Origin of the sequence: Alicyclobacillus mali NBRC 102425 (assembly GCF_001570745.1) — a bacterium.
Lineage (GTDB): Bacteria > Bacillota > Bacilli > Alicyclobacillales > Alicyclobacillaceae > Alicyclobacillus > Alicyclobacillus mali.
Window position 1 is genome coordinate 43,590 of the sequence record NZ_BCSG01000017.1, and the last position, 18,584, is coordinate 62,173.

Consider the following 18,584-nt stretch of genomic DNA (forward strand, 5'->3'; position numbering starts at 1 on the left):
CGCATGGTCGGCGCGTTTTGGCACGGCCTGATTTTGGCCTTTGCGCTCATCCTGCCGATTGGCATGCAGAACGGATTTCTCCTCAGCCAAGGCGCGCTGCACCGGCGATGGCTGGCGGCCCTGCCGGCCGTGGTAACGGCGGCCCTCTGCGACACGTTTCTCGTGGCGCTCGCGGTCTTTGGGGTGTCGGGCGCCGTCTTTCACATCGTTTGGCTGCGCGTCGCGCTTGGCATCGTGGGCGTGGCCTTTCTGTTGTACATGGGCTTTCAGACGTGGCGCGAGAATCCTGACCATGACGCCGTCACATCCGAGGTCTGGTCGCCGCGTCGGCAGATGGGCTTCGCGATGTCGGTCTCCCTTCTGAATCCGCACGCGCTCATGGATACGCTCGCCGTGATCGGCGGGAGCGCGGCCGTGTACGGCACTTGGGGCGAGAGGGCGTCGTTCGCGGCGGCGTGCGCACTTGTCTCGTGGGTTTGGTTTTTCTTCCTCATGACGCTCGGCCATGTGGCGGGCCGCGCCGCGGCGGGGGTGGGGCTGAAGCGGGTCATCAACCGCATCTCCGCCCTCATGATGTGGGCCTCCGCGGGGCTCCTCATCCACATCCTGCTCACGTTCCGCTGACAGAAGGTTCCGGTCTTCATCTGTCGAGGCGAGCGCATGCCCGTGGGCGATGGGCCCGATGCGCGCATTCGCGCGACGGCAGGAAGCCCGGGCGCGCAGATGGCGCCCGCGCGGGCGCCATCCAGCAATGGCCGGGGCGAGCGGGTCAGCTCACGACAAAGTTGACCACGCCGCCGTTGGTGAAATAGCAGTTGCCCGTCCAGTTGCTCGTGTCAAACGCCTGGAAGTTGAGCGGATACGTGCCCGCGGTCACCGACGACGGCACCTGCCAGGTGGCAGTCACGGTCTGGGTCTGGCCGGGAAGGAGCGTGGTGCTCGGCCAGTACTTTTGGAAGATGGCGCCGCTCTGTCCATCCACCTCCACGTCGATGAGCCCGTTCTGGAGCGCGTCGGTCGACGAGACGTTCGCGAACGTGGTCTGGATGGTCACCGTGTCACCCGGCGCAATGGAGATGTTGGTTCCCGACGGATAGTGGCCGCTCGCGTCCGGCGCCGGCACGTTGTACGTGGTGCCGTTCACCGTGATGACCGTGTTCTTCGTGACAATGTCGCCGTACTTGGCCGCGGGCGGCTGATTCACGGTTATGGTTGCGCCCGCCGTATCGGCGTCGTACGTGGCGCCTGTGGCCGGATCGAACGCGAACGCTTCGACGGTGTAGGTCCCGTTGGCGGATGGGGCCGCAAAGGTCCAGGATTCGCTCGCGGGCGCGCCTGGCGCAATCTCCACGCCTGTCACCTGGTGGCTCGCGACGAGATCGCCCGTCGAGTCGTACAGCTCGAGTTCCACCGTCGCGCCGTGCAGGGGCCTATCCGAGTTGAACGACGCGGTCACGGTCTCCGAGCCGCCGGCGTTCACGGTGGGCGAGGAGAGCGCCAGGGTGTCCGTCACCGACGCGGCGGCGTGCGGCGCGGGGATGAGCGGATGCAGGACGAGATCCACGCCACTGTACGGCATGAGTTTGATCGACTGGGCGGTCGGCAGCGTCAGCGCTGCGGTGACGGCGCTCGATCCTTCGCCGTACACGAGTGCCTTCGTGATGGCGTAGGGCCCCACGCCGAGCACGTTCAGATTTGCGCTGTAGATGGTCGAAGGGCTGCGGTTGACGAGCATCAGGGAGATGTCGCCGTTTGGCTCCCGCACCGCGTGCACGTCGATGTCGCTCTGGGACGACGCGGAGCCCAGGAAGGTGTCGCCTGGCCGTGCGAAGTCGGACACGAGCTGGAAGCCGTAGTACGGCGGCAGCGAGGTGTATTCAGGCGGCTCCTGAACGCCCTTGGGCGTGGTCTGCCCGGACGACAGCAGCCCGTAATCGCCGAACAGGTTCTGGCCGTAGAGGCTGGGACTCGTGTAGTTGTCCTCGGCGCCGTTCAGGAGGTCCCACCAGTCGACGTTGGCCGCGCCCGCTTGCACGAAGCCGGCGAGATCGTCCGCTAGGAACAGCGCCTCGGGCAGGTTCGTCGACTGCTGCCCCGGATTGTAGGACACGCTGTTGGTCTCGGTCACGAAGATTTGGATATTTTTTGCGTTCGATCCGGCGTATGCGTTGATCTCGCGCTTGAGCTCCGCCACCATGGCGGGGATCTGATCGGTGTCGGCGAGGAGCCCGGCGTCGGTCTCCTGGCCGGGGGTCTCGGGGTACCAGTGGACGTCGACGAAGTCGATGTACGGGCCGAGCGCCTTGAGCACGACGGTGTTCCAGTCGTCGTTGCCGTTCACGGTGGCGCCCCAGGGCCAGTTGTACGGCATGGTGAGCACCGCGCCAATTTTGATGTTGGGATCGACGGCGCGCATGGCCTGGATGAACTGCAGGGCGTTCTGGGCGTAGGCCTGCGGGCTCAGGCCAGGGTTGCCCTTCTGCGGCTCGTTCGGGACGGCGTGATCGTCCGCTTCCCAGCCGTTGCCGTTGTAGTAGCCGTTGCCATAGGTCTCGTTGCCGAGCTCCCAATAGAGGACGTTGTGTGATGGGTGACGTCGGCGTACTTGACCCAGTCGGCTGCGAGCTGGGGCGTGCCGGTGCCGTAGTTGACGGTGATGATGGGCGTGGAACCTACGGCGTTCACGAACTGCATGAAGTTGTCAAAGGTGTCGCTGGGGTTGACGTAGCCCCCATCGTTGCGCGTGTTGGTCTCCCAGTTGTACACGTCCGAGATGGAGCCGCCGGGCCAGCGGATGAGCGCGGGATGGAGCGCCTGCACCTCGGAGATGACGGTCTGCGAGTTGAGCCCGCTGTCCCACACGGCCGCGTTCAGGCCAAAGGCGGTGGCGGGGACGGCCTGGAGGCGGGCGGCTGCGTTCACGGTGATGGTGGCGCTGGCGGTGGGCGCGCCGAAGCCGAGCGCGTTCGTGCAGATGCGGGTCATGAGCGCGGTCTGCGCGGCGCCCTGCGGATCGACCTGCGTTTCAAAGCTCGACCAAGTGCGGGCGAGATCGGACGGAGACAGCCCATTCTGGCGCAGGTAGGCGGAGATGGTGGGGGACAAGGACGCGGCCTGCGCGAGCGCGTTTCCGACGGTCGAGCTCGAGGCTTGGCCGGCCAAGATGGCTTTGGACGATTGACCGATGACGGTCAAAAACGATTGATAGAAGAGGCCGACGGCGGGCGAAGAGAGCAGGGGAGAAATCGACTGAAGCGTCTGTAAAATCTGCGCGGCGTTGCTCCCGCGAGTCGACACGGCGCCGTACGTTGCCAGGTTGAACAGGTTGGAGACGGCCTGTGCTACCTGGGACTGCGCGCTCGTCGCCGGGGACGCATTCGGATACAGCCACTGGAGCCACTGCGACGTCGACAGGTTGGACGCCGCTTGTGCTGCGGCCTGGACGGCTGCGAGCTCGGGCACCGTGAGCGCGTCGTGAATCACCTGCATCTCCGTGGCCATGGACGTCGAAGCGAAGTCGTCGGCGCGCACGCGGGCGGCAATGCTCGGGCGATGTTGCGAGGCCAGATGGGCCGTCGGATGGGCCGCGGCCCACGCGGGTGACGCCCCGGTCCACAGCGTGATGACGGCGGCCAGCGAAGCAGACCAAGTCTTCTTCAAAGCGATCCCCCCCATAGCAGAAAGCGGTTTCAAAAACTTCAAAACGATTTAGTAAAATCGATTTACTTTCGTTATAGCGTCGGTTGTCTATAATGTCAATGAGCATCTTTTTCTCGATTCCGACAGCGGCGGTTTCCGCGTTTCATAGAATCGGAACACCGGGAGGGATTCAAGGTGGCCACGGTGAAGGACATCGCGCGGCTGGCCGGGGTGTCGCCCACGACGGTATCCTGGGCGCTGAACGGCAAGCGCGTGAGTGAGGAGTCGCTGCGCAAAGTGCTGGAAGCCGCGCGCGAACTCAACTATCACCCGAAGATGAGCGCTCGGAGTCTGCGAGCGGGCAAGGTCTTTTCCATCGGATTTTACATCGTCAACCCGAGCCTGGATCCGCGTTTGAACGGGTATTTGTTTCCCATGCTCGCGGGCATTTCGAAGGTCCTCGCCGAGGACAACTACGCGATGCAGTTCGATATCGTCACGCCCGACAAACTCGATATTTTAGCGAAGAAAGCGCTTGAACATTCTGTCGACGGCATGCTCGTGTTGCCCCAGTTCAGCGGCGTGACGGAGCGGTTGTTGAAGGAACTGCCCGACAAATTCCCCGTGGTCTATATGCAACAGGATCCGGCGTCGAGCCCCGGGCACTGCGTCGTGATCGATCAGGCCGCGGGCGTGGAACTGGCCATTCGGCATCTGCATCATCTTGGCCATCGCGCCATTGGCGTCATCGCAGGGCCCGCGGAACACGTGGACAACGTGCTTCGCCTGCAGGCGGCGCAGGCAGTGTTTCGCGATCTCGGCCTCAGCTGGCGCGACGAGTGGGTGGCGCACGGGCAGTTCGACATGGAGAGCGGCGAGGCGGGCATGCGGCACATTTTGCAGGCGCCGGATCGCCCCACGGCGGTCTTTTGCTTCAACGACTATATGGCCATCGGCGCCCTGCGCGCGGCGGCGAGTGCGGGCCTGCGTGTGCCGGTCGATGTATCCATCCTGGGTTTCGACGACACGGACGTGGCCGAGGCGAGCACGCCCGCGCTGACGACCATTCAGCAGCCGGTGTTTCAGCAGGGCCAGCAGGCGGCCGCCATGCTCATGCGGCTCATCAAGGGAGAGGAGTTGCCCAAGCATGTGGAGCGCATCCGGCCGGCCGTGATCGAGCGGTCGTCCGCGGAACGGAGGCGGGCATGAGCGCGTTCGAGGGCCGGCGCGTGCTTCCCGCTGTGCGCAGCCCGAAGGACTTTGAGGAGCTGATGCAGGGACCGCACCCGGTGGTGGTGCTCTTGGAGACGAATCTCACCGCGCTTCCGAGCCTGATGCGCCTGGCGAACAAGGCGGGAAAGCATCTCATCCTCCATGCGGACCTGATTCAAGGGTTGAAGCACGACGAGGCGGGGACCCAGTTTCTGTGCCAGATGATCCGGCCGTACGGCATCATTTCCACGCATGCGAGCGTGATTGCGACGGCGAAGAAGCAGGGCGTGATCGCCATCCAGCGCGTGTTTCTCATCGACTCGCACAGCCTGCGCACGAGTTACCGCGTTCTGCAGCAGGCGAAGCCGGATTACCTGGAGGTCCTGCCGGGCGTGGTGCCGCAGCTCATTGCGGAGATTCGCGAGCAGACGGGCCTGCCGGTGCTTGCGGGAGGGTTTGTGCGGACGAAGGAGGACGTGGAGCGGGCCGTCGCGGCTGGCGCGACGGCGGTGACCACCTCCGTGAAGGAACTGTGGCAGATGTAGGTGGGTTGTACGTCGGCCTCACTTGGCGATGCGCTCCGCTTCGCGCGTCGGCATGGCCTGCGGCTCTTGGTACGTGCCTCGAAATATCGACGCGACCGCGCCAATCACCATGAGGATGGCGGAGATGACAAACGCGAGCGCGAGGCCGGTGTGAAACGGCGACGAGATGAGCGTCGGGAAGAAGTGCTTGCCCGTGATCACGGCTGCCTGGGACGCGGGCAGCTTGTTCAGGATGTTGAGGCCGCTTGGGCCGAGCAGGGACTCGAGTGGATTGTACCCGAGGAGCGCCGCGAACAGTGACGAGGTGGGCGGAAGCTTGGCGAGGGCGTCGGCGGCCGTCGCGGGCACGCCGTGGGCTGTGAGCCCGGATACGAGCGCGTGAGGCAGCTTCGCCGCGAGCCCGGCCACCACGATGGAGAAGAAGATCCCCATGCTCATCATTTGCCCCGCATTGTTGAAGGTGGAACGCATGCCGGACGCCACGCCCCGGTACTGCGCCGGCACGGAGCTCATGATGGAGGCGTTGTTCGGCGACGCAAACAGTCCCATCCCCACGCCGATGACGAAGATGTCCGCCCAGAACGCAAAGCGGTTGAAATCGATGGGAAGTGCGGCGAGCAGCAAAAATCCGGCCGCGCTCACAAGCAGGCCGCCCGTCGCAAAGGCCCGCTGCCCGAACTTGTCGGACAAGTAGCCGCTGAGCGGTCCGGCGGCGAGAAATCCCACCATCTGCGGCAGCGTATAAAGCCCTGCGATAAGCGGTGTGTTCTGGTATGACACGCCGTGCAATGGCAGGTAGATTCCCTGCAGCCAGATGATCAGCATGAAGCTCAGGCCGCCCCGCGCGAGAGAGCCCATGAACAGCGCCACGTTACCCAGCGTGAACGGCCGGATGCGGAACAGCTCCAGGCGAAACAGCGGATCCGACACGCGGCGTTCGATCGCGCCGAACACGCCGAGCATCACCACGCCGTCGACCAGGAGCGCGATGACCATCGGCGACGACCAGCCCATGCTGTGTCCCCCGTACGGCATGATGCCGTAGGTCAACGCGAGCATCATGGCCAGGACGCCGAGGGCCAAGGTCGCGTTACCGGGGATGTCGAGTTTCGCGTCGCGCTGCGGTTTCGCAATCTCCTTCAGCATCAGGTACGCCCACACGGTCCCGACGATCCCGATGGGCACATTGACGAGGAACACGTAACGCCAATGCCCGGTCGAGGCCAGGATCCCACCCAGCACCAGGCCCACGACGCTGCCCGCCACGGCCGCGATTTGGTTCAGGCCGAGTGCAAGACCGCGTTGGTTGTTGGGAAACGCATCGGTCAAAATGGCGGCGCTGTTGGAAAAGAGGAACGCGCCGCCGATGCCCTGGATCATGCGGAAGATGATGAGCTCCAGTTCTCCCGCCCTGCCGTGGCTCCACGTCAGCGAGCAGAGCACCGAGCCGACGGTGAACACCAGGAATCCCAGGTTGTACAGGCGAACGCGGCCGAACATGTCGGACAGTCGGCCGAACGTCACCAGCAACACCGTCGTCGCCACGTTAAAGCCCATCAGGACCCAGAGCAACAAACTCGTCTGTCCGCCCTGCAGCGGATTGACCTGAATCCCTGCAAAGATGACGGGCAGTGCGATGATAAGAATCGTGCCATTGATGGAAGCCATCAACACGCCGAGCGTGGTGTTGGAGAGCGCAATCCATTTATAAGCAGGACTTCTCGCATCCAAAATCCTCACTCACCCTTTTGATCTTGAAATTCAACCGCCTTTGTCGCTTCCTCCTCGCGCTCCAGTCGGGCCCGGATGCGCGTCAATCGGTCCATGTAATGTTCGCGCATGGCCGCAAGTCTCATCATCTTGTCATCAATGTGGCGAACCACGTCCTCAAGCAAGCGCACGGATTCCGAAAGCATTTGGACGTTGTGTTCGGGCTCCCGACCTTCTGCGATGCGCGCCCGATAAGTCTTCAACTGGTCTTCTGTGGAGAGAATGGACCGAATCTCTTGCAGCGAGTAGCCCAGGGCTTCCTTGAGGCGAAGAATGTGTTCGATGCGTTCAATCGTGTCTTCGTCATACACCCGATGTCCACCCGGCGTTCGCGGAACCTCAGGAATGAGACCCTTCTCTTCGTAATAGTGGAGCGTGCGCGGGGTGACGCCCAGTCGTTCCGCCACGGCTTCCACGGTCCACAGTTTGCCGCGCTCCATCTTCCACCTCCTCAGCTTCTGCCGCACCCCAGTGTACGCCAATCAGAAACTCACGTCAACGTGAGGTTTAGGGCACGCATACTCGCATCATCTGAATCGGGTAGAAGGGACGCTACAAGGCGGGCCCGCCGACCGTCTTGGCGGATCAACGGAAGACCTCGAGCACCCACTCTTCGCCCGCAAGCCGCTTCAATGGGGCCGCCGACGATCTCGGCGGATCAACTTAGGCAATCAAGTGCAGGAATGTCTTCGCGCCCGGCTTCAATGGGGCCGCCGACGATCTCGGCGGATCAACGTTGATCACCCCGCGTATGTTGTGCAGGTTACGATTGCTTCAATGGGGCCGCCGACGATCTCGGCGGATCAACCCGGGTAGCATTTCGTCCGCAGTCGTGGAGCTGTGGCTTCAATGGGGCCGCCGACGATCTCGGCGGATCAACGCACGGGTTCGGGCTCTTTATGGAGCCTGGAACAGGTAGCTTCAATGGGGCCGCCGACGATCTCGGCGGATCAACGTTATACGAGCTTGGCATGATTGGCCTTGTCAAAGCTGCGCTTCAATGGGGCCGCCGACGATCTCGGCGGATCAACAATTATGATAAATACTGTTACTATCTGAGCCAAAGTAGCTTCAATGGGGCCGCCGACGATCTCGGCGGATCAACTGACTTCGATCTTTACGGATCTCTGTTTACTGCACAGCTTCAATGGGGCCGCCGACGATCTCGGCGGATCAACGGTGCTGCCTTTGTTCGCGAGCGCCAACAGCGCCTCGTAGCTTCAATGGGGCCGCCGACGATCTCGGCGGATCAACGGCCTCGAAGTCTGCTTCCTTGCGCTTGATATTTTCGCTTCAATGGGGCCGCCGACGATCTCGGCGGATCAACTTGTACGCACCCATGGTCAATAATAGCTACCAAATTCAGGCTTCAATGGGGCCGCCGACGATCTCGGCGGATCAACCAAAGCCCTGCAAAAGTTTGTGGAGCTCGCCGCGCCGGCTTCAATGGGGCCGCCGACGATCTCGGCGGATCAACCCGCCCCTTTTTTGCTGGGTATTTCTGCGGCGGAAGGCTTCAATGGGGCCGCCGACGATCTCGGCGGATCAACCGCACACGGTCGTACTTCGCGAAGAAGTTCTCGAGGCTTCAATGGGGCCGCCGACGATCTCGGCGGATCAACGCGTCCGACAGCGACGGCGAAGTGTTCTCTGGCGGTGCTTCAATGGGGCCGCCGACGATCTCGGCGGATCAACTGTGACTGCGGATCTTGCGATCCGGAGATCTTCATGCTTCAATGGGGCCGCCGACGATCTCGGCGGATCAACTGATCCTGGATGTAGTAAACAGCCCAAATCCAGGAAGCTTCAATGGGGCCGCCGACGATCTCGGCGGATCAACGGAGATGCAGGTAGCGACGAAGTGCTCGCATGTGCTGCTTCAATGGGGCCGCCGACGATCTCGGCGGATCAACGACTTCAGAGGTTGCGCGAACGTGACGGAGAGGTGGGCTTCAATGGGGCCGCCGACGATCTCGGCGGATCAACAACAAAGCGAAGAGTCCCTAAACCATTAACTCCACGCTTCAATGGGGCCGCCGACGATCTCGGCGGATCAACTCCACGCTTCACAGCCCGCTCTTGGCGCGGCTTTCCGGGCGAAAATCGCGAACCTACACGGCTCGCATCCTTTTCAGATGTTCCAACTGCCCTCATCATACCCTCTCACCGGTCAAAAATCCAGTCCCCATGCGGAATTTTCTTATTTCGCGAACCCCCTGGGTTTTCGCCATCGATTCAGGTTCGCGCTTCTTGAATCGTTGCAGGCAGACGCATGTACCATGCATCCCTACGCAGATGCATTCGTTCGATGAAGGTGCCCTTTTTAACTGCCCCTGTACCGAAGAACTCGAGTTATCGTGTGCCACACGTGCACCAAAAACACGTTCTCAAGCTCCCCATCGCGCGCTATAATATCTCTTCTACTCCCAATCTCAACATGGTGAGATCTAAGGGGGTGGCCAATGAGTGGTTGCTCTCGCTGCATACGTTCTCGTAGCGGTCTTTGCGGCGTTGTCTGGGTTGAACGATGGAGGCAATTTGCTCGCGGTGCTCGCGAGTTCGCGAATCTTGCCGGTCGCGGTCGTGATCGTCGAGATCGGCACATGCATGACCGTTGCTCCGTTTCTCATTGGAACGCGAGTGGCCCATACCATCGGCGCCGGCATCCTGCCGCTCGCCGAACTCAGCCTGCCCGTGGTGACGGCTGCGCTGGTGGCGACGCTTGTGACACTTCTGGCCTGTTATGCCTCTAGCGTGCCGACAAGCATCACGTTCGCACTTGTAGGCGCAATGGGTGGAGTGGGCGCGGTGATGCTGGGGATGGATCGGGTTCATTGGGCGAGCGTGGGGCGCGTGGCGGGATGGCTCGTCCTGAGCGTGATGCTGGCCGGCGTCGCGGGATATGTGGCTCACATTGTCGCGAAGCTCCTTCTGGGACGCGCGTCCGCACGAGCGGGACGATCAGCGCTTTGGACGGAGATTGCGACATCCGCTTGCGTATGCATAGGATACGGCGCGAACGATGCGGAAAAGACGCTGGGCCTTTTGGCGCTGGTGACGGGCGTGTCGCATCACCGCGGCGTATTTCACGTGGCGCCGTGGATGGTCGGGTTCTCGACCGCGGCCTTTCTCGTGGGACTGCTCGTCGGCGGCTGGCGCGTGGCTCGCATGATTCAAGGCCACGTCTTTCGTATCCGACCCATCCACGCGGTCATGAACGAGTTCGCCACGGCGGCGGTCGTGATCGCGGCCTCAAGCCTGGGCGGGCCTGTGAGCACGACGCAGGCGCTCGACAGTTCGCTGGTGGGCGTGGGGGCGAGCGCGCACGCGCGGCGGGTGCGCTGGCGGGTGGTGCGGAAGATGGCTGGGGTGTGGATCATGACCATGCCGCTGGCGTTTGTCGTCGGGTGCGTGACGGGACAACTGTTTGTTTGGGGGGGATACCGATGAGCAAGCTGGCGCAGTGGCTTCGCCCGAATGAGTCAAGGTTCTTCGCGCTGCTCGAGGCGCAGGCGCGGCAGGCACAACGAGGGGTGCATTTGCTCGGCGAGATCGTGGAGATGAAGCCGGGTGAAGACGAGCTGCGCCGATACGCAGAGCGGATGCGAGCGTTGGAGCAGGAGGGCGATGCCATTCGGCGAGCCGTCATTGAGGAACTGATTCGCAGCTTCATGACGCCGATGGATCGGGAGGATATCTACGATCTCTCCCGCAGCCTGGACGACATTCTCGACTATGCACACACGACGGTGCAGGAGTTTCTGGTGTACGCGATTCCGTTTGAGCCCGCCATTCATGAGATGGCGGAGGCGCTGAAGGAAGGCGTGGATGCCTTGGCCGAGGCGGTCGCGGGGCTGGTGAAGCCGGGGCCGTCTGTGCACGCTGCGATTGTGCGGGCGAAGAAGATGGAAAACCGGATGGAGGAACTGTATCGGGAGTCGAACGCCGAGCTGTTCCTGAGCCAGGACGTGCACCACATCTTCCGCATGCGCGAGGTGTATCGGCACATGAGCAATGCCGCGGATAGGCTCGACAGGGCCGCGGACATGGTGGGAGGTATCTTGATCAAGGGGCTGGGGTAGGGGGGCGTGACCGCCCGCAAACCAACTGAGACCCTTTACACGAAGCGCGCGGCTGCGTTACAGTGAAGGCAAGTTGATAGTTACGCCTTTTGAGCGTCTGAGACGGCGGCAATGACGTGTGGATTTCTCCATGCGTACTTTGTCCGCCGTCTGTTTGTATCGACCGCAGACTCGTTTTTTGTGGAGGGTGTTATGGACGCACGAACGTTCATCCTCGCCTTCGACCAAGGCACAACCAGTTCCCGCGCGATTTTGTTCGATCGCGCCGGGCGCATTCACAGCGTCGCCCAGAAAGAGTTTACGCAGATTTATCCGAAGCCGGGATGGGTCGAACACGATCCCATGGAGATCTGGGGCACCCAGAGCGGCGTCGCACGCGAGGTGCTCGAGAAGGCGGCCGTGTCTCCGCAACAGGTGGCGGCCATTGGGATTACGAACCAGCGCGAGACCACCGTGGTATGGGAAAAGGAGACCGGCAAACCCGTCTACAACGCCATTGTCTGGCAGGACCGCCGCACGGCCGACATTTGCGACCAACTGAAGGCGGCCGGGCACGCCGATTTCATCCGCGACAAGACGGGCCTGGTCATCGATGCCTACTTCTCCGGCACGAAGATCAAGTGGATTCTCGATCACGTCGAGGGTGCTCGCGAGCGCGCTGAACGCGGCGAGTTGCTTTTCGGCACCATCGACACGTGGCTTGTGTGGAACCTGACGCGCGGCAAGGTTCACGTAACGGACTACACGAACGCGTCCCGCACCATGCTCTTCAACATTCACACGCTCGACTGGGACGATGATCTCCTGAAGCTCCTCGGCATCCCGCGCGCCATGCTGCCCGAGGTACGGCCCTCCTCGTCTGTCTACGGCCACACCGACGAGCACACGTTTGGCGGCGCAAACATCCCCATCGCCGGGATCGCTGGAGATCAACAGGCGGCGCTCTTTGGACAGACGTGCTTCGAACCGGGCATGGTGAAGAACACGTATGGCACGGGCTGCTTCATGCTTATGAATACGGGTGAAAAACCCGTGGCATCGCCGTCCGGGCTCTTGACGACCATCGCCTGGGGGCTCGATGACAAGGTCACGTATGCGCTCGAAGGAAGCGTCTTCATCGCGGGCGCGGCAATTCAGTGGCTGCGCGACGGGCTGCGCTTCGTCGACGCGGCGGCGGATTCGGAATACTTCGCGAGCAAGGTGGAGGACACAGGCGGCGTGTACGTCGTCCCGGCGTTCGCGGGGCTCGGTGCGCCGTACTGGGACATGTACGCTCGCGGCGCCATCTTCGGCCTGACGCGCGGAACCAGCAAGGAGCACATCATTCGAGCCACGCTCGAGTCGCTCGCGTATCAGACGAAAGACATCCTGGACGCCATGCAGCGGGATTCCGGAATCGAACTCAAGTCGCTGCGGGTGGACGGCGGCGCAGTGGCGAACAACCTGCTCATGCAGTTCCAGGCGGACATTCTCGGCGTGCCGGTCGAGCGCCCGCAGATCACGGAGTCCACGGCGCTTGGCGCCGCATATCTCGCGGGGCTCGCGGTGGGGTTCTGGTCCAAGGACGAGATTACCCAGAGCGGAGACATCGAGCGCCGTTTCGATCCACAGATGGACGCGAAAACACGGGCGCGCCTGTATCGCGGCTGGCAGCGCGCCGTGGAGCGCACGATGGGCTGGGCCCAGGAGGACGTGTGACGGCTCGTAGATCCGCGCCTTCGCGGAAGATATAATAGACTTGACAAGTTCATCACGTATGGTTGAGACGATGAGAAAACCACAGGTCAGGTGCCTGAGAGGGCGCTTGGTTTGTGGTTTTTCTCTTGTTCGGATGTAAAGGAGGCATACAACATGGCGGAGGTGCGGTTTTCAACAATGGCGAGATCGGCCATCAAGGCGGAGATGGCCGGCGAGCCGTTCGATGTACTCATCATCGGCGGTGGCATCACCGGAGCGGGCATCCTGCTCGACGCGACGGCACGGGGCATGAAGGCGGCACTGGTCGAGATGCAGGACTTCGCCGCGGGCACGTCCAATCGGTCGACGAAGCTCGTGCACGGCGGCCTGAGGTATCTGAAGCAGTTTGAGGTGGGACTCGTTGCAGAGGTCGGGAAGGAGCGCGCCATCGTCTACGAGAACGGCCCGCACATCACGACGCCCGTGTGGATGCTCTTGCCCATCATCGAGGGCGGCACGTACGGCTGGCTTGCGACGAGCGTGGGCATCTACGTGTACGACAAGCTCGCGGGCGTCAAGCGCTCCGAGCGGCGCAAGATGCTCACCGCCGAGCAGGCGCTCGCGATTGAGCCGCTGCTTCGCCGCGATGGCCTGAAGGGCGCGGGCTATTACGTAGAATACCGGACGGACGACGCCCGCCTCACGCTGGAGATTCTGAAAAAGGCGGTGGAGATGGGCGGAATTGCGCTCAACTACGCGAAGGCCACCGGTTTTCTCTACCATGAGGGTAGGGTCGCGGGGGCCGAAATCGAGGATGTGTTCACCGGCGAAACCTTCGTCGTTCGGGCGAAGAAGGTCGTCAACGCCACCGGTCCGTGGGTCGATGAGCTCCGGGAGAAGGACGGATCGAAGTCCGGCAAGACCCTGCATCACACCAAGGGCGTGCACATCGTGGTGGACGGGAAGCGGTTCCCGCTTCGAAATTCCGTGTACTTCGACGTGCCCGACGGGCGCATGGTCTTCGCCATTCCGCGCGACGGCAAGACCTACATCGGCACTACCGATACGGATTATCACGGCGATCTCGTCCATCCTCGCATGACACAGGCGGATCGCGACTATCTCATCGACTGCGTCAATTTCATGTTCCCAAACGTCAAGCTGACGGCCGAGGACATCGAGAGCAGTTGGGCGGGTGTTCGGCCGCTCATCCACGAGGAAGGCAAAGATCCGTCGGAGATCTCGCGCAAGGACGAGGTGTTCGTCTCGCCGTCCGGGCTCCTCACCATCGCGGGCGGCAAGCTCACCGGCTACCGCAAGATGGCGGAGAAGGTCGTTGACATGGTGGCGCGCGATCTCGGCCAAGCCGGTCGGAGCTTCAAACCGTGCAATACGGACAAAATTCCCTATTCGGGCGGCGATTTTGGTGGATCGGACAAGATGCCGGCGTTTGTCGAGGATCGCGCGCAGCGCGGCGTGAAGCTCGGCCTGGCGGAGGAGGACGCGAGGCGCCTCGCCCGGCGCTATGGCACCAACGTGGATGTCGTTTTCAACCTGCTCGCGTCCGGGCGGGATCGCGCAGAGGCGTATGGGCTGAGGCCAGATGTGTATGCGGAATTGGCGTACGGCCTGCGGCACGAGATGGTGGCGACGCCGTCCGACTTCTTCATCCGAAGAACGGGCGCGCTCTACTTCGACATCGACTGGGTGAAGGAGAATCAGGACGCCGTCATCCGGTACATGGCGGCGGCTTGCGGCTGGAGCGAAGAAGAGACCGAGCGGCACGCGCGGGAACTCGAGGCGCGCGTGATGGAGGCAACGGTGGTGGAGGAAGACGTCTCTGCTTCGGGGAGCCTGGTGGGGTCGTGAGACTGGCCTGGTGAATCCCGCCGGGACTCTCGATGCGATAAAAGTGCGGCGCCAAGTCGAGCGAGTTGAGACTTGCGCCGCTTTCCTGCTTTTTCTACAAAAATCGATGCATTTCGCTGCAGGAATCCTCACCCCCGTTGCCGAATCCATCCCGCGCAAGCTTCGATTCGGACATCAGGGGGCGTTCTTGTGGGACTGTGGAAACGACTTGCTTTCGGGCTCCCGGCAGCGCTCGGCATGCTGGCTGTCGGAGTGCCGACCATGGAAGCAGACGCCGTGCAGGCGGCGCCGCTGGCCAATCCATCAACGGAAAACGCGCAGGATCTGGGTCCCGCCAACGCGAGCCAGACCGTCACGGCGTCGGTCATTCTGCACGTGCAGAACCCAACGGCTTTGCAGAACTATATCCAGCAGACGGAGACACCGGGCAGTGCGCAGTATCACAAGTTTTTGACGACCAGCCAATTCGCCGCGCAGTTCGCGCCGTCGTCTCAGACCATTCAGCAGATTGAACAGGAACTTCAGCAGTACGGCCTGCAGGTGGTGAGCGTCAGCGCGGATCACCTGGATCTGCAGGTGCAGGGGACCATTCAGCAGTTTGACAACGCGTTCAACACCGTGATCGACCTGTTCAAGGCGAATGGCCAGGTGTTCCGGGCGCCGAAAAAGCCGCCACAAATTCCGGTGGCGCTCCTCACCAACGTGCTCGCGGTGGTGGGGCTCGATACGGCCAACGCGGCACAGTCGCTCACCGTGAAGACGCCGAATGTGTCAGGGATGCCGTCCCCGAAAGCGGTGCTCCCGCAGGGAGGCAGCACGGCGACGGGCACGCCGGGGAGCTACACCGTCGGCGACACGGCGAATCGCTACGACATCAATCCACTCTATCAAAAGGGCATCACGGGCAAGGGCGAGACGGTCGGCATTGTGACGCTGTCGAGCTTTAACCCGCAGGACGCCTACACCTACTGGAAGGGCATCGGCCTGCACGTCTCGCAGAACCGCATTCAGATGGTGAACGTCGACGGAGGCGGCCAGATGGATGATGGCTCGGTCGAGACGACGCTCGACGTCGAGCAGGCGGGTGGCCTTGCGCCGGACGCCAATGTCGTCGTGTACGACGCGCCCAACACGGATCAGGGCTTTATCGACGCGTTCTACCAGGCGGTCTCCGACAACCAGGTGGACTCGTTGTCCGTGAGCTGGGGGCAGCCGGAGATCGACTATTTGCCTCAGATGAACCAGGGCCAGTCGTATGTCGATGAGCTGCTCGCGTTCACGCAGGCGTTCATGGAGGCGGCGGCACAGGGCATCTCCGTCTATGCGGCCGCCGGAGACTCGGGTGCCTACGACACCGCTCGCGATTTCCCGCCTTCGCAGGGATTCTCTACGCCGCTGACGGTCGACTTCCCGGCGTCGGATCCGTTCGTCACGGCCGCGGGTGGCACGACGGTGCCGTTTTCCGCCACGTTCTCGCTCGGCAAAGTCAACATCACGCAGCAGCAGCCGTGGTCGTGGCAGTACTTGCAGAATCTCGGCTATCAAGGACTGTTCCCCATCGGGACAGGCGGTGGCGTGAGCGTCATCTTTCCGCGCCCGTGGTATCAGAATGGCGTGAGCGGCGTCCAGAACAGCGCGGCGAATCAGGCGTTCACCGACTCGCAGGGCGTGCTGTACGGATCTCCCTTCACCTACAACCTGCCGAGCAATTACGCGGGTCGCAACCTGCCGGACGTCTCGATGGACGCGGATCCGGAGACGGGCTATCTCGTGTACTGGAGCGCGGGGGGCGGCTGGCTCGCGGGCTACGGTGGCACGAGCTTTGTGGCGCCGCAGCTGAACGGCATCACGGCGCTCATCGATCAGTACGTCGGCGGCCGCGTCGGCTTCCTAGATCCGGTCTTCTACCAACTCATGCAGCAGAATGGGTACGGGGCGAATCAGCCGTTCAACGACCTGACGACAGGGAACAACTGGTATTGGTCCGCTGTGTCCGGGTACGATCCGGCCTCCGGAATTGGCACGCCGAACGTCGCCAACCTGGCGCAGGCCATCAAGTCGATGGGCTGAGATGCATCACCTCCGAGGCGCCGCTGGCTTCTCGGCCGGCGGTGCAAAAGGGGCGCGATGAGGTGTTTGCGATTGCTTGGGTATACAAGTATACGGTACAATATCGATCGACTTGGGTCTGCGAGGAGGTGGAGGCGTGATCGCAGGTGTGACCTACGGTGTGGCCAAGAAGACGCTTGGAGAGCAGGCGTACGAGGCCATCCGCGAGGAGATTTTGTCGCTTCGGCTGCATCCGGGGCAGACGGTCTACGAGTCGGATTTCACGCGCATGTTGAACATGAGCCGCACGCCGGTGCGCGAAGCGGTGCGCGCGCTTGCGATGGAGCGGCTGATTGAGGTGCTGCCCCAGCGGGGCATGAAGGTGGCGCTGATTTCGGAGCGGCAGGTGGAAGAGACCCGATTCGTCCGGGAGAGCCTGGAGCTTTCGGTCATCCGCCGCGTCGCGGAGGACGTCGCGCGGGACGCGTCGGTGCGCGCCCGGCTGGAGAGGGAGATGGCGAGATCGCTCCAGGACCAGCGGGAGGCGGCCGAGGCGGGGAATGCGCTTCAATTCATGCATGCGGATGATGCGTTTCACCAGATCTTTCTGCAGCACTTCGACAACGAGACGCTCACGGCCATCGTGGCGCAGATGCGGGGGCATTTGAACCGGGTGCGGATGCTTTCGCTGTTCGAGCCGGAGCGGATGAAGCGGCTCGTCGGTGAGCATGAGCGGGTCGCCGAGGCGGTGCTTTCGGGCGATGCCGATAAGTCTGCGGAGGCGATGCAGCATCACCTGGCGAAGCTGATGGAAGATCTGCCTGGAATCAAAGCTCGCCATCCGGCGTTCTTTGGCCCCTGACCGGCGCGCGGAGGTGCAGCACATGCGGTTACAAGATAAGGTGGCGCTCGTCACGGGCGGCGGGCGGGGTATTGGCGCGGCGATTGCCCGCCGGTTCGCGCAGGAGGGCGCCGACGTCTGCCTCGTCAGCCGGACGCAGGCTGAGATCGAGGCACAGGCGCAGTGGATCGCGTCGCAAACGGGGCGCGCCGCGTTGCCGGTGGTGTGCGATGTGTCGAATCCGGCGGACGTCGAGCGCGCGGTGGCGGCCGCCGAGGAGCGCTTTGGCCGGATCGACATTCTGGTCAACGCCGCGGGCATCTCCGTCGCGGCCCCTTCCACGGATCTCTCCTTCGAGCGATGGAAGGCGTGCCTGAACATCAACCTCGATGGGACGTTTCTGTTCTGCCAGGCGGCTGCGCGCGGGATGATTGCGCGCGGGCAGGGCGGAAAGATCATCAACATCACGTCCATCGTGGCGCACGCAGGGATCCCGGAGCGGGCGACGTATGCGGCGAGCAAGGGCGGCGTGCGGCAGCTCACGCAGGCGCTCGCGGTCGAGTGGGCGAAGCACAACATCCAGGTGAACGCCATCAGTCCGGGCTTCATCATGACGGAGATTGTGCGCGATTACATCCAGCGCGGCATTCACAAGCCCGAGAAGCTCGTCGCGCGCATCCCAGCCGGCCGTATGGGCCAGCCAGACGACATCGCGGGCCCAGCGGTGTTTCTCGCCTCAAGCGATTCCGACTACGTCACGGGCACCATTCTCATCGCCGATGGTGGTTTTCTCGCCAACGGCTACGTGTGAGGTGAAGCTCCTTGACAAACATCCCTGAGGCCGATCTCGACTACCGCGCGTGGCTGCAGGAGAGCTCACTGCCCCACAGCGCACCGGAG

Annotated in this window: 14 protein-coding genes and 1 CRISPR repeat array; of the genes, 10 read left to right on the plus strand and 4 right to left on the minus strand. The window is 62.8% G+C overall.

Going from position 1 to position 18,584, the window contains the following annotated elements; translation table 11 throughout:
• Positions 1-3: 3 nt before the first annotated feature.
• Complete coding sequence (locus tag AMA01_RS06640) at positions 4-624, plus strand: LysE/ArgO family amino acid transporter (protein ID WP_067849218.1); 621 nt, start codon at positions 4-6, stop codon at positions 622-624.
• A 145-nt stretch (positions 625-769) separates the two neighbouring features.
• Here the strand turns inward: AMA01_RS06640 and AMA01_RS14040 are convergent, their stop codons facing one another.
• Together AMA01_RS14040 and AMA01_RS14045 are read right to left on the minus strand one after the other, a co-directional pair.
• Entirely contained in the window at positions 770-2,416 is a 1,647-nt protein-coding gene (locus tag AMA01_RS14040) for a hypothetical protein (protein ID WP_231862851.1), read from the minus strand.
• Positions 2,417-2,460: 44 nt separating this feature from the next.
• The gene (locus AMA01_RS14045) at positions 2,461-3,660 is read right to left on the minus strand and encodes a hypothetical protein (protein WP_231862852.1); all 1,200 of its coding nucleotides are present in this window, start codon (positions 3,658-3,660) and stop codon (positions 2,461-2,463) included.
• Positions 3,661-3,834: 174 nt separating this feature from the next.
• Between AMA01_RS14045 and AMA01_RS06650 the strand changes: the two genes are divergently transcribed.
• A complete protein-coding gene (locus AMA01_RS06650; protein ID WP_067849221.1) occupies positions 3,835-4,848 on the plus strand; it encodes a LacI family DNA-binding transcriptional regulator in 1,014 nt (337 codons plus the stop codon).
• Positions 4,845-5,396, plus strand: coding sequence for a glycerol-3-phosphate responsive antiterminator (locus AMA01_RS06655; protein ID WP_067849224.1), 552 nt, complete (start codon positions 4,845-4,847; stop codon positions 5,394-5,396). The genes AMA01_RS06650 and AMA01_RS06655 overlap by 4 nt, the downstream gene beginning before the upstream one ends.
• Before the next feature lie 18 nt (positions 5,397-5,414).
• Here AMA01_RS06655 and AMA01_RS06660 read toward each other — a convergent pair whose 3' ends face one another.
• On the minus strand, positions 5,415-7,136 hold the full coding sequence (locus AMA01_RS06660; protein WP_067849227.1) for an MFS transporter: 1,722 nt from the start codon (positions 7,134-7,136) through the stop codon (positions 5,415-5,417).
• Positions 7,133-7,606 carry a helix-turn-helix domain-containing protein gene (locus AMA01_RS06665; protein WP_067849230.1) on the minus strand — a complete coding sequence of 158 codons (474 nt, stop codon included), beginning with the start codon at positions 7,604-7,606 and terminating at the stop codon, positions 7,133-7,135. The genes AMA01_RS06660 and AMA01_RS06665 overlap by 4 nt, the downstream gene beginning before the upstream one ends.
• Before the next feature lie 186 nt (positions 7,607-7,792).
• A CRISPR array of direct repeats spans positions 7,793-9,224; the repeat unit is 37 nt; unit sequence GCTTCAATGGGGCCGCCGACGATCTCGGCGGATCAAC.
• A 408-nt stretch (positions 9,225-9,632) separates the two neighbouring features.
• On the opposite strand from AMA01_RS06665, the gene AMA01_RS06670 reads away from it, so the two are divergent.
• The 7 genes from AMA01_RS06670 (at position 9,633) to AMA01_RS06700 (ending at position 18,495) form a co-directional block, all read left to right on the plus strand.
• On the plus strand, positions 9,633-10,616 hold the full coding sequence (locus AMA01_RS06670) for an inorganic phosphate transporter (RefSeq protein WP_067849233.1): 984 nt from the start codon (positions 9,633-9,635) through the stop codon (positions 10,614-10,616).
• Positions 10,613-11,248 (plus strand): DUF47 domain-containing protein, encoded by a 636-nt coding sequence (locus tag AMA01_RS06675; RefSeq protein ID WP_067849237.1) that lies wholly within the window; start codon positions 10,613-10,615, stop codon positions 11,246-11,248. Before AMA01_RS06670 ends, AMA01_RS06675 begins: the two co-directional genes overlap by 4 nt.
• 192 nt (positions 11,249-11,440) lie before the next feature.
• Positions 11,441-12,946: a glycerol kinase GlpK gene (gene glpK, locus AMA01_RS06680; RefSeq protein ID WP_067849408.1), complete on the plus strand. Its 1,506-nt coding sequence runs from the start codon at positions 11,441-11,443 to the stop codon at positions 12,944-12,946.
• Positions 12,947-13,099: 153 nt separating this feature from the next.
• A complete protein-coding gene (locus tag AMA01_RS06685; protein ID WP_067849240.1) occupies positions 13,100-14,794 on the plus strand; it encodes a glycerol-3-phosphate dehydrogenase/oxidase in 1,695 nt (564 codons plus the stop codon).
• Positions 14,795-14,983: 189 nt separating this feature from the next.
• A complete protein-coding gene (locus AMA01_RS06690) occupies positions 14,984-16,864 on the plus strand; it encodes a S53 family peptidase (protein WP_067849243.1) in 1,881 nt (626 codons plus the stop codon).
• A 136-nt stretch (positions 16,865-17,000) separates the two neighbouring features.
• Positions 17,001-17,705, plus strand: coding sequence for a GntR family transcriptional regulator (locus AMA01_RS06695; RefSeq protein ID WP_067849246.1), 705 nt, complete (start codon positions 17,001-17,003; stop codon positions 17,703-17,705).
• Between the two features lie 22 nt (positions 17,706-17,727).
• Entirely contained in the window at positions 17,728-18,495 is a 768-nt protein-coding gene (locus AMA01_RS06700) for an SDR family NAD(P)-dependent oxidoreductase (RefSeq protein ID WP_067849250.1), read from the plus strand.
• Positions 18,496-18,584: the final 89 nt, after the last annotated feature.

Excerpts from the sequence above, each read along its gene's own strand:
- AMA01_RS06640 (WP_067849218.1), top strand. The coding sequence starts at position 4 with ATGGTCGGCGCGTTTTGGCACGGCCTGATTTTGGCCTTTGCGCTCATC.
- AMA01_RS14040 (WP_231862851.1), bottom strand. The coding sequence starts at position 2,416 with ATGCGCGCCGTCGATCCCAACATCAAAATTGGCGCGGTGCTCACCATG.
- AMA01_RS06655 (WP_067849224.1), top strand. The coding sequence starts at position 4,845 with ATGAGCGCGTTCGAGGGCCGGCGCGTGCTTCCCGCTGTGCGCAGCCCG.
- AMA01_RS06665 (WP_067849230.1), bottom strand. The coding sequence starts at position 7,606 with ATGGAGCGCGGCAAACTGTGGACCGTGGAAGCCGTGGCGGAACGACTG.
- AMA01_RS06675 (WP_067849237.1), top strand. The coding sequence starts at position 10,613 with ATGAGCAAGCTGGCGCAGTGGCTTCGCCCGAATGAGTCAAGGTTCTTC.
- glpK (WP_067849408.1), top strand. The coding sequence starts at position 11,441 with ATGGACGCACGAACGTTCATCCTCGCCTTCGACCAAGGCACAACCAGT.
- AMA01_RS06685 (WP_067849240.1), top strand. The coding sequence starts at position 13,100 with ATGGCGGAGGTGCGGTTTTCAACAATGGCGAGATCGGCCATCAAGGCG.
- AMA01_RS06700 (WP_067849250.1), top strand. The coding sequence starts at position 17,728 with ATGCGGTTACAAGATAAGGTGGCGCTCGTCACGGGCGGCGGGCGGGGT.